Genomic DNA, 13,797 nt, shown 5'->3' with positions numbered 1-13,797 from the left:
GTCGGAACTACTGGCGCAAGGTACTCGACGCCGGCGGATTCACGCCCTTGCCGGCCTGGGCCGCCTCGGCGCGGCCGGAACGGGGGCTGGGCGAGTACCGGGCAGCACTGCCCGCCGGGGCCGACGTCACCAGTTCCGTGCTGCTTGCCGTACACGCGAAGGTCGTTGCGGCGCTGACCGGCGAGCGCGGGACGGTCATCGGTTTCCAGCCCGCGGCCCGGCCGTCGCAGGACGGCCCCCTGCCCGCACGGGTGAGCGTCGAGGGGGGCACCTGGCAGGAGCTGATCGGGGCGGCGGACCGTACCCGCCGCGACATCCTGCGGTATGCCGCGCAGGCCCCGCAGCCCGCCGAGCATGCGGGTCGTGCGCTGCTGGACACCATGGTGGCCGAGCGGACCGGCGAGCTTCCCCCCGGAGTCGTTCTGGCGGTATCCGCGGACGGCGGGGCCCTTGTGGTACGTCACCGCACCGAGGTCCTCGACCACCAGGCGGCGGTACGCATCGCCGGATACTTCACCACCGCACTGCGCCGCATCACCGAGAACCCGGCGGACGCCCACGACCGCAAGAGCCTGCTCTCCGCCGACGAACTCCACGTGCAGACGGTGGAGTTCGCGGGGGCCGAGGAGCCGCTGCCCGACCGCAGGTTCCACGAGCTCTTCGAGGACCGGGTGCGCCGCCACCCGCATGCCGTGGCGGCCGTGCAGGGCGGACGCCGTGTCACCTACGAGGAGGTCAACCGGCAGGCCAACCGCGTCGCCTGGGCGCTGCGCCGTTCCGGGCTCGGGGACGAAGACGTCGTCGCCGTGCTGACCGAGCGCAATCTCGCCTGGCTCGGCGCAGTGATCGGAGTCTTCAAAGCCGGCGGGGTGTACCTGCCCATCGAGCCGAACTTCCCCGCCGCACGGATCTCCGCCATGCTCGACCGCAGCGCCTGCCGTTACGCCCTGACCGAGCACGGCCCGGCCCCCGTCCTGGACCAGGTGAGGGCCGCGCCGCTCCCCGGTCACCGGATGGAGGTGATCCGGCTCGACGAACTCTCCGGCCAGGACCTGCCCGATCACAACCCCCGACTGCCGGTCGCCGGGGACCAGCTCGCGTACATCTATTTCACCTCCGGCTCCACGGGCGAACCCAAGGGTGCGATGTGCGAGCACGCCGGATTCAGCAACCACCTCCTCGCCAAGATCGAGGACCTGGGCGTGGGGGAAGGGGGCACGGTCGCGCAGGTGGCACCGCAGTGCTTCGACATATCGCTGTGGCAGCTGGTGTCCGCCCTTCTGGTAGGCGGCACCACGCATATCGTCGAGCAGGAGGCGGTCCTCGACATCGGCAGGTTCGTGGACACCCTGCGCACCGGCCGGGTCGAGGTGGCCCAGCTCGTCCCCTCCTATCTGGAAGTGCTGCTCGCCCACCTGGAAGGCAGGCAGGGACAACTGCCGGACCTGCGGTGCGTGTCGGTGACCGGCGAGGCGTTGAAGAAGGAGCTCGTCGAGCGCTGGTTCGCGGCCTTCCCCGACGTGGCCCTGGTCAATGCCTACGGCCTCACCGAGACCTCGGACGACACCAATCACGAAGTGATGCGCCGGGTGCCGGACGGGCTCACGGTGCCGCTCGGACGGCCCGTACGCAATGTGCGGGTCCACGTGGTCGACGAGCACCTCGACCCGGTGCCGCTCGGCGCGCCCGGGGAGATCGTCTTCTCCGGTGTGTGCGTGGGCCGCGGATACATCAACGACGAGGCCCGCACCAAGGAGACCTTCCTGCCGGACCCCTCCCGGCCGGGTGAACGCCTCTACCGGTCGGGTGACTTCGGGCGCTGGACCCCCGATGGGCGGCTGGAGTTCCACGGCCGCCGGGACTCCCAGCTGAAGATCAGGGGTTTCCGGATCGAGACCAGCGAGATCGAGAACCGGCTGCTCCAAGTGGCCGGTGTGCGGGACGCCGCGGTGGTCGCCGCGGGCTCCGGCGAGGGCCGCTACCTCGTCGGTTACTACGCGGCCCCGGACGGGCCGGAGCCGCAGGACGTACGTGCCCGGCTCGCCGGGTCGCTGCCCGAGTACATGGTGCCCGCGCGGCTGGTGCAGCGCGACGCGCTGCCGCTCACGCCCAACGGCAAGATCGACAAGAAAACACTGGCCGCACAGGCCACGGGCGCTGACGAGGCACCGGACCATCCGGGGAAGCCCCGGACCGACAGCGAACGGCGGATCGCCGGCGCATGGTCACAGGCGCTCAAAGTACCGGTCGAGCGCATCCTCCGCACCGCCCACTTCTACGAGACAGGTGGCACCTCGCTGACCGCCGTACGCCTGGCCGTCGCTCTGGACCGGCTCGTCTCCCTCAAGGAGATCGCCGAGCACCCCGTCCTCGCGGACCTGGCGGAACTGCTGGACCGCAGGCTCGCCGAGCAGGATCCCGCCGCAGCCGTCCACTGACGCCCCGCCGGCGCCACCGTACCGAGGGAGACATCGAAGAGATGACGTCCGTCCCAGCCGAAACCTCATCGGGTGCACTCGACGTGACCCCGGCCGCGCCCGGTCGGCTGACCGTCCTGCACGTGCGTGAGACCGACGGCGACGCCCCGCGCCGGGCCGCGGCACACCGCGCGGAGGTGCTGCGCAGCGTCGCCGAGCACGGTGCCGTACTGCTGCGCGGCCTGGGGCTCCAGTCGCCGGCCGCGATGGCTGACACGGCAGTCGCGCTCGGCATCGAGCCCATGGTCGAGCGGGAGCGCTTCTCCCCGCGGCGCGAGTACCAGCGCGCCGTCTATTCCTCCTCCGAGTGGCCGAGCGACGAGCCGATCTGCATGCACCACGAGCTGAGCTACGCCGCCGAGGTGCCCGCATTCGCACTGTTCGGCGCCCTGGCCGTGCCCCGGGAGGGCGGCGCCACGGCTGTCGCCGACTCGCAAGAGGTCCTGTACGCCCTCCCCGATGACCTGGTGGCGCGATTCACCCGCCTGGGCTGGCAGCTCACCCGCACCTATCGTGAGGTGGGCGTGGCCTGGAGCGAGGCGTTCGGCACCGACGACCCGCAGGACGTCGACGCGTACTGCCGGCACGCGCTCATCGACCACGAATGGCTGCCGGACGGCGCGCTGCGCACCCGCCAGCGCAGGGCCGCGGTGCTCAGCCACCCCGGGAACGGCCGCCCGGTCTGGTTCAACCAGGCCGCCTTCCTCAACGAACTGACCCTCGACCCGATGGTCCGCGCATACCTCACCGATGTGTACGGCCCCGACTCCCTGCCGTTCCACACCACCTACGGCGATGGAACGCCTATTCCCGCAGCGGCCGTCGACGTGATCAACGAGGCATACCGAGCGGCAACCCGGAGCGAGCCGTGGCAGGTCGGAGACCTGCTGCTGGTCGACAACGTGCGGATGGCGCACAGCCGCGAGGCGTACGAGGGCGACCGCGAGATCGCCGTGATGTTCGGCAACCCCACACAGCTCGCGGGACACGTCCTGCCCTGAGCCTCCACCCGCAACACGCCACCCCATGCCAGCTACGGAGACGCACATGTCACACACTTCTGAACCGGCTGCTCCGGCGCCCTCCTTCGCCGTGATCCCCGGCGCCCACGTGCACCGCGTCCTGGAGGGACAGCACAAGCGCACCACCGAGATCATCGAGGCGGCCTACCGCACCCACGGCAGGGGCGGGACCGTCAACCCGCCCTCGTACTTCCTGCGCTTCCCCGACCGCCCCACCTCACGGATCATCGCGCTGCCCGCCTCTGTCGGCGGTGATGTCCAGGTCGACGGGATCAAGTGGATATCGAGTTTCCCGGAGAACGTGAGCACCGGGCTGCCCCGGGCTTCCGCCGTCCTCATCCTCAACGATCAGGAAACCGGGTACCCGCTGGCGTGCCTGGAGAGCTCCATCATCAGTGCCGCGCGCACCGCCGCCTCGGCCGCTGTCGCCGCCGACCGGCTCAGCCAGGGACGCGCCCGCCCCCGGAGGATCGGCTTCTTCGGCGTCGGGCTGATCGCCAGGTATGTGCACACCTATCTGACCGGCACCGGTTGGACGTTCGAGGACACCGGCGTGTACGACCTGTCGCAGGAGCACGCCGAGGGCTTCGCCGGCTACCTGAAGGAGTCCGGTGCCGGGGGGACCGTCACCGTGCGGGAGAGCGCCGAGGACCTGATCCGCTCCAGCGATGTGGTCGTCTTCGCGACCGTCGCCGGCGAGCCGCACGTCACGGACCCCGACTGGTTCTCCCACAACCCCGTTGTCCTGCACGTCTCGCTGCGCGACCTGTCGCCCGAGGTGGTCCTTGCCGCCACGAACGTCGTGGACGACGTGGAGCACTGCCTCAAGGCCAACACATCCCTGCACCTGGCCGAACAGCAGGTGGGAAACCGGGACTTCGTCAGCGGAACCCTCTACGACGTGCTCACCGGAGAGCTGGAGATCCCCGGCGACCGGCCGGTGATCTTCTCGCCCTTCGGGCTCGGGGTCCTGGACCTCGCGCTCGGCAAGCACGTCTACGACACCTTGCAGGCTGCGGGAGAACTGACGGTCGTCGACGGCTTCTTCCACGAGACGCGCCGTTATGGGTGACCGGCCCGCGCTATCGACCCTTCCACACCACGGGGGGTAGTGTGCCGATCATTTCGGCTCCACATGAATTCCATGAGGAAGATCTGTTCGTCGATCTGAAGCCCACGCTCGACATCTCGCTCTTCCTCAAGTGCGAAGGCTTCAATTTCGCTGGCTCGATCAAACAGAAAGCCGCGCTCGAAATGGTCGAAGCGGCGGAGAGAGCCGGGGTGTTGACGACCGGATCGACCCTGGTGGAATCCTCGTCCGGAAATCTGGGCGTCGCGCTGGCCACGATTGCGGTGAGTAAGGGATACCGCTTCGTCTGCGTGACCGATTCACGGTGCAACCTGGGGTCCCGGCGGCTCATGGAGGCGCTGGGCGCCGATGTGCACATCGTCACCGAAGCAGACCCGGACGAGGGGTTCCTCGGGGCCAGGCTCACCTACGTCCGGCGGCTGTGCGAGAGCGACTCCGGGTATGTGTGGCTCAACCAGTACCTGAACCAGGACAACTGGCGTGCGCACCACCGGCTGACCGCGCCCGCCATCGCTCGCCGCTTCACCGGCCTCGACGTGCTCTTCGTGGGAGCCGGCACCACGGGCACGCTCATGGGCTGCGCGCGATGGTTCAAGGAGTTCCGTCCCGAGGTCCGGATCGTCGCGGTGGACAGCGTCGGCTCGGTCGCCTTCGGGGGCCCGCCGGGAACCAGGATGATCCCCGGCCTCGGCGCCGGGGTGCGCCCGCCGCTGCTCGACGAGTCCTACGTCGACGACGTCGTGCTGATACCCGAAGCCGTGACCGTGCAGATGTGCCACCGGCTGGCCGCCCGCGGGTTCCTGTTCGGCGGCTCCACCGGAACGATCGTCGCCGGGGCCGTTTCCTGGCTCGCCACTCATGACACGGGCTGCACCGAGCTCACCTCGGTGGCCATCTCTCCGGACCTGGGCGAGCGCTACCTGGACACGGTCTATCAGACCAACTGGGTGCACGACCTGTACGGACACCAGGACGCCGATGCGGGGACGCGGACCGTCGCGGAGCCGAGGAGCTGAGCGCCGGTCCCGCCGCCCGACCGTCCGTCCGCCATCCATGGATGAAGAAAGCGAGTGAGCAATGACCAACCCGTTCGAGGACACCGAGGGCCGATACCTCGTACTCATCAACGACGAGGGCCAGCACTCCCTGTGGCCCGCCTTCGCAGAGGTACCCGCCGGCTGGCAGGTGGCCCAGGAAGAGAGCGGGCACGAGGAGAGCCTCGCCTACATCGAAAACCACTGGACGGACATGCGCCCCCGGTCCGTCGCCGAGGCCATGAACCGTGCCGGATAGAACGTCCCTCGTCGGAACCGGTCCCGGCGGCGTCCGACCGGACAGGGCCGTTCTCCCTTCACCCGGACCTGCTGCTCGTAGCGGAACCGGACCTGCCGGACAGGACGTCCCGTTGCCTGTTGCCCAGGTCAGTGAGCAGAAAGCGAGGAATTGATGACAGTGACATGCGACCTCGGCGTCACCACACCGGTGATTCCCGTGGATCCGGAGTCGGCGGACAGGACAGCGGAGACGGCGCGCCGGATCCTCCCGGTCGCCGGCGGGCACATGGACGATCCGCAATGGATCGCCGCGGCCCGGGACGCCTGGTCCGAACTGCCGGTCGGACTGCGCCGCGCGCTGCTCGACTTCCGCCGGGCGTCCGGCCCCACCGGTTCAGCACTGGTACGCGGGCTGCCGGTGCACGAACCGGCGCTCCCCCCGACCCCGTCCGTCAAGGGATCCGTCCAGCGCAGCGCCACCGTGCCCGCGGCAGTGCTGATGATGATCGCTGCCGGCCTCGGTGATCCGGCCGCCTTCCGACCGGAGAAGAGCGGCGCCCTGGTGCAGGACGTCGTCCCCGTCCCCGGGCAGGAGGACTTCCAAGGCAACGCCGGATCCGTACTGCTCTCCTTCCACAACGAGAACGCCTTCCATCCGCACCGGCCGGACTTCGTGATGCTGCTGTGCCTGCGCGCCGATCACGACCGGGTGGCCGGGCTGCGCACCGGCTGTATCCGCCAGGCGCTGCCGTTGCTGTCCGAGGAGAGCCGTGAGGCGCTGTCCCTCCCGGAGTTCGTCACCGCGGCGCCGCCTTCCTTCGGTTCCGGAAGCGGCGGCACCACACCGCACCCGGTGCTCTTCGGCGCGCCCGAAGACCCGGACGTACGGGTCGACTTCGCCGCCACCGAGCCGCTCACACCGTGCGCCGGCCGGGCGATGGATGCACTCCAGGCGGCGTTCGGCCGGACCGCCCGGACCGCTCTGCTGGAGCCGGGCGACCTGGCCATCGTCGACAACCGGGTCACCGTGCACGGCAGGACCGCCTTCACCCCCCGCTACGACGGCCGCGACCGCTGGCTGCAGCGCAGCTTCATCCTCACGGACCTGCGCCGCTCCCGTGGCTGCCGGGACGCGGACGGCTACGTGCTCGACTGACGCTGCGCACCGGCGCACCCATGAGACTGCCTCGACGGTTCTTCGACCGTCGAGGCAGTTTCCGTTGTGCCGTCTGCGGGAGCCGCGGGGCCGGCTCCACCGGCGGACCGATGGTCAGCCGGAACCCACGAGGCGGCGTGCGACGTATACCTGGAGCCGGTTCAGCCGGATGACGAGCCACGGCGCCCCGAAGAAGGTCACCACACCGGCCGCGAAGTGCAGCGACACCGCGCCGAGCGGAGAGGGTCCGCCCCATGCGGGATCGGGATAGGGCACCCACCCCCAGAAGGGGTAGCTCACGTTCCGTACAGAGACGATCACCCAGCCGATGACCACGGTGAACGAGGCGCTCCCCAGCAGCAGGTTGGCGAAGAAGAAGGCCGTCCCGCGCTTGAGACGGCCGTCGCGCTCAGCGCGGCCGACCTCCTCACCGAGCCAGACACGAGCCCTGAACCGCTCGAAGGACGGTCCGCAGAGGGCGACCACGGCGACGGCCGCCAGCAGGGCCAACGGGCCGACGCCGCCCCCGGCGCTGCCCCGTTGGCCCTTCATGACATGGAAGACTCCGGCGATCAGGGCGAGCCCCAAGGGCAGGAGGAGCGCGAATCCCAGGTGCTGCCAGGTCCGGCGTTGCAACGGCAGTCCCAGCAAGGTGCGCAGGCCGGGCAGGAGCCGCTGCGCGCCAGGCAGGGAGTGGCGAGAGTCGTCCATGGAGCCATCATGTCAGCCGGCGGTGCCCGGGCCTTGGACCTACGGGCCGACGGAGGCCCCCGATGCACCGGATGCGCCCGTCGTGGCGGAGGCGGCAGCGGCATGTGCCGTCTCACGCGGCCGCGGTGCGGGGCGGTCGGCTGAAGGGGCCCGCACGCCGAGGGCCTTGAGCAGCGGCCCGGTCATGGCGGTGGTGATCAGCGCCATCAGGACGAGTACGGTCAGGCCGGTCGTGCTGATGAGGTGGAATTGCCAGCCGATGCCCGCCACCACCAGTTCCGTCACGCCACGGCAGTTCATCAGCACGCCGAAGCGCAGCGACTCGTTGCGCGGAGTGCCGATGAGCCGGGCGGCGCCGCCCGCGCCGATGATCTTGCTCAGGATCGCCGCGAGAACGAGTCCCGCGAACGCCAGCCAGGTCCAGGGGTTCAGGCCGAGGGCGCTGACCGAGACGTGGAGTCCCACACCGGCGAAGAAGAGCGGCAGCAGTACGGCCAGGGTGAAGCCCTGGAGCTGCTGGTTCATCCAGGTCGTGACGGCGGAGTCGCGCGGTACGGCCGTACCGAACAGGAAAGCGCCGATCACGGGATGCAGCCCCAGAAGGTGGGTGAGGGCGGCGTACCCGATGGCGCCGACGAGCAGCAGGGGAAGCAGCCGCTCGGCACCGGGACGCTGCTCGGCCCTGCGCACGAGGGCCGCGAGGAGCGGGCGCACCACCAGCGCGGTGAGCGCGACCAGGGCCAGGGTCATGCCGATGGTGGCCGCGATGTGCAAGGTCCCGCCGGAACCGGTCACGGCGAGAATGACGGTGAGGGCCAGCCAGGCGACGCCGTCTCCCACGGCGGCGCCGGCCAGCGCGAGCGACCCCAGCGGTGAACGGTCCATGCGCAGATCGACCAGGATCCTGGCGAGTACCGGCAGGGCGGTCACCGACATGGTGAGCCCGATGAAGAACACGTAACCAGCCTGGGAAGGGGTGGAGCCCTTCAGCAGGGCGGGCGCCGCGGCCGCGACACCGACACCGACGAGGAACGGCAGGCCCATCCCGCCGAGTATGGTCGCGCCCACCGCCCTGTTCCCCAGACGGCCCGTCCGCTCCACATGCAGTTCGCACCCGAGCAGGAACATGAAGGTCACCAGGCCGAGTTGGGCCGCCATGTCGAGGGTGGAGACGACCTCGGAGGGCAACAGCCAGGCCTGGGCGGAGGGCCAGACCCATCCCAGCGCGGAGGGGCCGAGCAGCAGTCCGCCGAGGATCTCGCCGACCACCAGCGGCTGGCCGATGCGGCCGAGCAGAGCTCCCAGCAGATGGCTCAGCAGCACGATCACCGCGACGGCGAGCAGGAACCGCGCAATCGGATCGACCGCCGCACCGCCGCTCGCGGCGGCCAGTCGCACGGTGTTCAGCATGGCGAGCCCGGGAGGGACGAGGGCAGCGGCGTCACGGCGGGGACGGAGGGCGGCTGTGGTACTTCGCCGTCCGGCCAGACGGCGAATCGGCGCCCCCCGTACAGCAGTGGTGTGGCGGGCGTCTGCGTCACCCCGGTCACCATGCCCAGGACCATGGTGTGGTCGCCGACTTCGAGCACACGGGTCACCTGGCACTCGGCCGTGGCGAATGCGTCTTCCGCCAGCCGCGGCAGGCCCGCGTTCGGCGAGGGCTGCCAGACGACTTCGGCGAACCGGTCCGCCACCGGCTTGGCGAAGACCTCGGCGGCGTGCTGTCCCTGCTCGTGCAGCAGATTCACCGCGAACGCTCCGCAGTCCAGCAGCGCGCGAAGAGTCTCGCCCTGGGTCGTCAGGCACACCGCGAGTATGGGAGGACTGGCCGTGACGCTGGAGAGGGACGTACAGGTGAGGCCGTACGGGCAACCGTCGGGCCCGAGTGTGGTGACCACCGCGACCCCTGTGGCGAAGCCGCTCATCAACGAGCGGAATTCGCCGAGCGGCACCGGCGCACGGGGCGGTGTCTCCGACGGCAGCTCGGGGTGGGGGACAGGTCGGAATGGCACACGGGTAGCCATGCGCGGTCGCCCTTCAGGAGGGAACAGATGGGTGGTGGGGTGATGGGCAGCAGTGCCGATGCCCGTACCTGACGGTGGAATCGGTACGGGCATCGGAAACTGCGGCGGTGAGGTGCGCTCAGCGAGCCGAGTTGATCGAGGCGAGGTACTCGTAGCAGCTGGGCAGTGTCGCCACCTGGCGCTCCGCATCGGCCCTGAGCTTCGCCCACTCCGCGCGCGCTCCGGCGGGGTCGATATGGGCGAGCGTCGGGCGCGGCCGGGCGGGCTCATGGCCGAGCCCGAGCATCATCGTGATCCACGAGTACTGCTCGAAGCCGTGGTAGTAGGGGTAGATGGTCTCCTCGTCCAGGAGGTGCGAGGCCCCGATCTCCAGGCGGGCGGCGAGCGCGTCCGGGATGGGGCGGACCTTGGCTTCCTTCCAGTACGGCGTGTCATCGCGCTGTGCCGCGCGGTAGTGCAGGACCAGGAACTCCTTCACGCCGTCCAGGACGTGCGCGACCCGGTCGTTGTAGCTCTTGGCCAGCGTCTGGTCCCAGCGCTCGTCGGGAAAGTGCTTCACCAGCTGCTCGATGCCGTGCTGGATGAAGAAGATCCCGGTGGACTCCAGCGGCTCGACGAAGGCGCTGGACAGGCCGATGGCCACACAATTCTTCACCCAGGAACGGCGGTTGCGCCCGATGCGCATACGGATGTGGTTGGCCTCCAGGCCGTCCTGCCCGGGGGCGGCGAACTCGCGCAGGGTGCGCTCCGCCTCCTCCGGGGTGCAGAACTCGTCGGAGTACACGTAGCCGTTGCCGTTGCGTCCGAAGAGCGGGATGGTCCAGATCCAGCCCGCCTCCATCGCGGTCGCGGTGGTGTACGGCCGCATCCCGGTGGTGGCCTGGTCGGGCTGCGGTACGCGCAGTGCGACGGCGCGATTGTTCGGCAGCACGTCCTGGAAGGACTCGAAGGGCTCCTCCATGGTCTGGTTGATCAGCAGACCGCGGAAGCCGGTGCAGTCGATGAACAGGTCACCGGCGAGCTCACCGTGCTCGCGCGTGCTCACATGCGAGAGCCAGCCGCGCTCGTCGCGGCCCACCTCGACCACGTCGTCGACGATGTGCCGTACACCGCGGTCGGTCCCGTACTTCGTCAGGTACTGCGCCAGCAGACCGGCATCGAAGTGGTACGCGTAGGGGAACTGGGCGCGCTGCTCCTCAAGCGTCGAGCGCCCCAGCGAGCCGTCGAGGCCGCTCGCGAACAGTGAGCCGTCGAGCATGCGCGGGGAACGCTGCGCCTCGCACAGGGCCGGCGTGATGAAACAGGAGCGGTCGAAGGGCTGGCTGCGGTCGCCCTTGAGCAACCACCAGTCGGCGAGGGAGAAACCGTCGGAGGCCCCCAGCCGCTCGAACGGGTGGTAGAAGTGCTGGCCGGACTTTCGCCAGTTCTCGAACCGGATGCCCAGTTTGTACGAGCCGGCGCACTCCGGCATCCACTCGCGCTCGTCCAGGCCGAGATAGTCGAAGAAATGCCGGACGGTGCTGAACGTTGCCTCTCCGACGCCGATGCTGGAGACCCGGTCCGATTCCACCAGGGTCACGTTTATGCGGTCTCCGAATGCGGCCTTCAGGTACGAGGCGCTCATCCACCCCGCAGTGCCGCCGCCGACAATGACAACCGAGTTGATCACTCTGGAACTCCTGCGTCGAAGGATCTGGAACAACTGATCAGGGCGAGAGCCTATGTACACCTGTCGCCCCTGAGCGGGGCTGGCCGGATTGCCCGCAGTGAAGCTATCCCGGAGTCCTTTCCTCTCGTTATCTCGGCTTCACGGTTTCGATTCATGGCAGGCCCGGCAATGCTTCGGCCGAGTCGCCGACAATTCCGCGAAAGCGAGACGATATCGAGACGATACCGGGGTCGCATAGCCTGAACAACCGTGCATATCACCTGTCCGGGACGCGGTCCGTGCAGGTGATCAAAAAGTTTTTTTGCAAGGTCAATGGAGGGCCAATGGATGTCGTCTCGGTCGATTCTCTGAGCAAGCTCTATCAGAAATATGAGAACGATCTCCGAGCGGTACGTGACAGCCAGCGCGCCTTTCTGGAGCAGCGCGGGAAGTCCATGAAGGCGCAATTGGACGATCTCGAAGCCGAGATAACCTACCTGCTGCTGCGCGACCATCGGCCGGAGCGCGTGGTGGAGATCGGCACCTTTTACGGGTGGTCCACCATGTGGATCCTGAGCGCGCTGCGCGACAACGGCACCGGTCACCTGTACTCGTTCGACATCGTCGACAAGGTTGTCCGCAATGTTCCCGCCGAACTGTCCGCCGACCGGTGGACGTTCACGATGGGTGACGTTCGCGAGCACCTCGGCAAGATCCCGGACGACACCGACTATCTCTTCATCGATGCCGACCACGGTGCGCGATTCGCGCGCTGGTACACCGAGAACCTCTTCCCGGCCGTCCCCGCCGGAATTCCCACGAGCGTCCACGATGTGTACCACGGCCGCCGGCCGAAGCCGCTGAGCGAGGGGTCGGTCGTCATCAAGTGGCTGGCCGAACACCACGTTCCGTACTTCACGCCCTCGCTCGCCAAGGCCCCCGAGGTCATGGAGCAGCTCACCGAGGTCAAGCGTGATCTCGGGCTCGCGGAGCCGGTGCGGAACAGCACCGACAACCCCATGATTTTCTTCCATCTCCCTCGCTGAGCATCCCCCCGAAGGCGGGCAGTGCGACCGGCTCCGGTCACCTGCCCGCCTTGCTGTTTCGCTCCCCGCCCGTCAGGCCCGCCGGGCCACCACGGGCAGATTCTTGGCGCCGTACATCCCGCGCGCGTGGTAGGCGATGTCGGCATCACGGTCGACCCGCAGCTCGGTGAAGGTGTCCAGCAGGGCGTTGAGCGCCACCCGGGCCTCCAGCCTGGCGAGGGGCGCTCCGACGCAGAAGTGCCCGCCACGGCCGAACGCGACGTGCCGGTTGGGGGTGCGCCGGATCACGAACCGGCCCGCGTCCGGGAAGTGGGCATCGTCGTGGTTGGCGGAGATGACCCACGGCGTGACCATGCGGTTGGCGGGGATCAGCCGCCCGCCGACCTCGACGTCGGTCACCGTTACCCGGCTCACGGTCGTGAACGGCGACCGGAAGCGCAGCACTTCCTCGACCGCGGACGGAATGAGGGAGCGGTCGGCGCGGAGCTCGGCATATGTCTCCGGATTGTCGTCGAGGCACTGCACGGCATTGCCGATCAGTAGCGTCGTGGTGAGATGCCCGGTCAGGAAGAGAATGCCGGCGAACTTGACCACCTCGTCATCGGTGAGCCGTTCGCCTTCCACCTCCGCGGTCGCCAGCTTGCTGATCAGATCGTTCTTCGGGTCCCCCCGGCGCTGCCGGCAGTGTGCGAGCAGATATTCGTCCATCTCCCGGGTGGCCGCCTGGAAATTGGCCACGATATCCTTCTCGGACCTGGGTCTACTGAGATTCATGAACCGGTCGGCCCACTTGCGGAACAGGTCCCGGTCCGATGCCGGAATTCCCAGCAGTTCGCTGATGACGATCACCGGCAGTGGATAGGTGAGCGCATCGATCAGGTCGAACCGCTCGCTGCCGATCTCGGCAAGCAGCTCGTTCGTCACGGCCGTGATGCGCGTCTCCAGTTTGTCCACGGTTTGGGGCGTGAATGCCTGGTTGACCAGCCGGCGGAGCTTCCCGTGCTCCGGCGGGTCCATCGCGTTGATATGTCCCTCGGTCAGCGGCTTCACATGCGGCATGACGCGGCTGGTGTCGTTCGAAAATACCTTGGGGTCGGAAATCACCTGCTGCACGTCGTCATAGCGGAATACGTGGTAGGGGCCATTTCCCTCCTGCCATACCGGATTCTCGGCCCGCATGCCGGTCAGCCAGTCGAAAAGATTGTTGCTGCCGTCGGCATGCGGGACGGATATGGGATCCTGCTCGGTCATCGGGTCTCCGTTCTGTGTGCGTCGTTACCGAACTGCTTTTCGTCGCCGAACATGCGTGGGTGAGAACCGGGCGTACCGGGACTCGCTGCCGCAGGCGG

Annotated in this window: 12 protein-coding genes; 7 read left to right on the top strand and 5 right to left on the bottom strand. The window is 68.7% G+C overall.

All coding sequences use genetic code 11. The features are described from left to right. Positions 1–47 precede the first annotated feature (47 nt). From OG422_RS00495 to OG422_RS00470, 6 genes are all read left to right on the top strand, one after another. Entirely contained in the window at positions 48–2,438 is a 2,391-nt protein-coding gene (locus OG422_RS00495) for an amino acid adenylation domain-containing protein (protein WP_405738346.1), read from the top strand. A 41-nt stretch (positions 2,439–2,479) separates the two neighbouring features. Continuing rightward, entirely contained in the window at positions 2,480–3,478 is a 999-nt protein-coding gene (locus tag OG422_RS00490) for a TauD/TfdA family dioxygenase (RefSeq protein WP_405738343.1), read from the top strand. A gap of 46 nt (positions 3,479–3,524) precedes the next feature. Beyond that, positions 3,525–4,571: a 2,3-diaminopropionate biosynthesis protein SbnB gene (gene sbnB, locus OG422_RS00485; RefSeq protein ID WP_405738341.1), complete on the top strand. Its 1,047-nt coding sequence runs from the start codon at positions 3,525–3,527 to the stop codon at positions 4,569–4,571. A 41-nt stretch (positions 4,572–4,612) separates the two neighbouring features. Beyond that, on the top strand, positions 4,613–5,605 hold the full coding sequence (gene sbnA, locus OG422_RS00480; protein WP_143940543.1) for a 2,3-diaminopropionate biosynthesis protein SbnA: 993 nt from the start codon (positions 4,613–4,615) through the stop codon (positions 5,603–5,605). 61 nt (positions 5,606–5,666) lie between these two features. Beyond that, entirely contained in the window at positions 5,667–5,882 is a 216-nt protein-coding gene (locus OG422_RS00475; RefSeq protein WP_405738338.1) for an MbtH family protein, read from the top strand. Positions 5,883–6,035: 153 nt separating this feature from the next. After that, positions 6,036–7,019, top strand: a complete 984-nt coding sequence (locus tag OG422_RS00470) for a clavaminate synthase family protein (RefSeq protein WP_143940526.1) — start codon at positions 6,036–6,038, stop codon at positions 7,017–7,019. Positions 7,020–7,133: 114 nt separating this feature from the next. Here the strand turns inward: OG422_RS00470 and OG422_RS00465 are convergent, their stop codons facing one another. From OG422_RS00465 to OG422_RS00450, 4 genes are all read right to left on the bottom strand, one after another. Then, entirely contained in the window at positions 7,134–7,730 is a 597-nt protein-coding gene (locus tag OG422_RS00465) for a sensor domain-containing protein (protein ID WP_405738334.1), read from the bottom strand. A 39-nt stretch (positions 7,731–7,769) separates the two neighbouring features. Then, a complete protein-coding gene (locus OG422_RS00460) occupies positions 7,770–9,128 on the bottom strand; it encodes a cation:proton antiporter (protein WP_405738332.1) in 1,359 nt (452 codons plus the stop codon). 5 nt (positions 9,129–9,133) lie between these two features. Beyond that, on the bottom strand, positions 9,134–9,742 hold the full coding sequence (locus tag OG422_RS00455) for a flavin reductase family protein (protein ID WP_251076470.1): 609 nt from the start codon (positions 9,740–9,742) through the stop codon (positions 9,134–9,136). Positions 9,743–9,872: 130 nt separating this feature from the next. Further along, on the bottom strand, positions 9,873–11,423 hold the full coding sequence (locus tag OG422_RS00450) for a tryptophan halogenase family protein (RefSeq protein WP_405738328.1): 1,551 nt from the start codon (positions 11,421–11,423) through the stop codon (positions 9,873–9,875). 323 nt (positions 11,424–11,746) lie between these two features. Here OG422_RS00450 and OG422_RS00445 point away from each other — a divergent pair, with 323 nt between their 5' ends. After that, entirely contained in the window at positions 11,747–12,448 is a 702-nt protein-coding gene (locus OG422_RS00445; RefSeq protein ID WP_405738325.1) for a class I SAM-dependent methyltransferase, read from the top strand. 72 nt (positions 12,449–12,520) lie between these two features. Here the strand turns inward: OG422_RS00445 and OG422_RS00440 are convergent, their stop codons facing one another. After that, positions 12,521–13,699, bottom strand: coding sequence for a cytochrome P450 (locus tag OG422_RS00440; protein ID WP_405738322.1), 1,179 nt, complete (start codon positions 13,697–13,699; stop codon positions 12,521–12,523). Positions 13,700–13,797: the final 98 nt, after the last annotated feature.

The sequence above is a fragment of the Streptomyces sp. NBC_01525 genome (assembly GCF_045040405.1).
Lineage (GTDB): Bacteria > Actinomycetota > Actinomycetes > Streptomycetales > Streptomycetaceae > Streptomyces > Streptomyces benahoarensis.
Note: the sequence above shows the minus strand (reverse complement) of the source record. Positions and strands in the feature narration are given on the sequence as shown.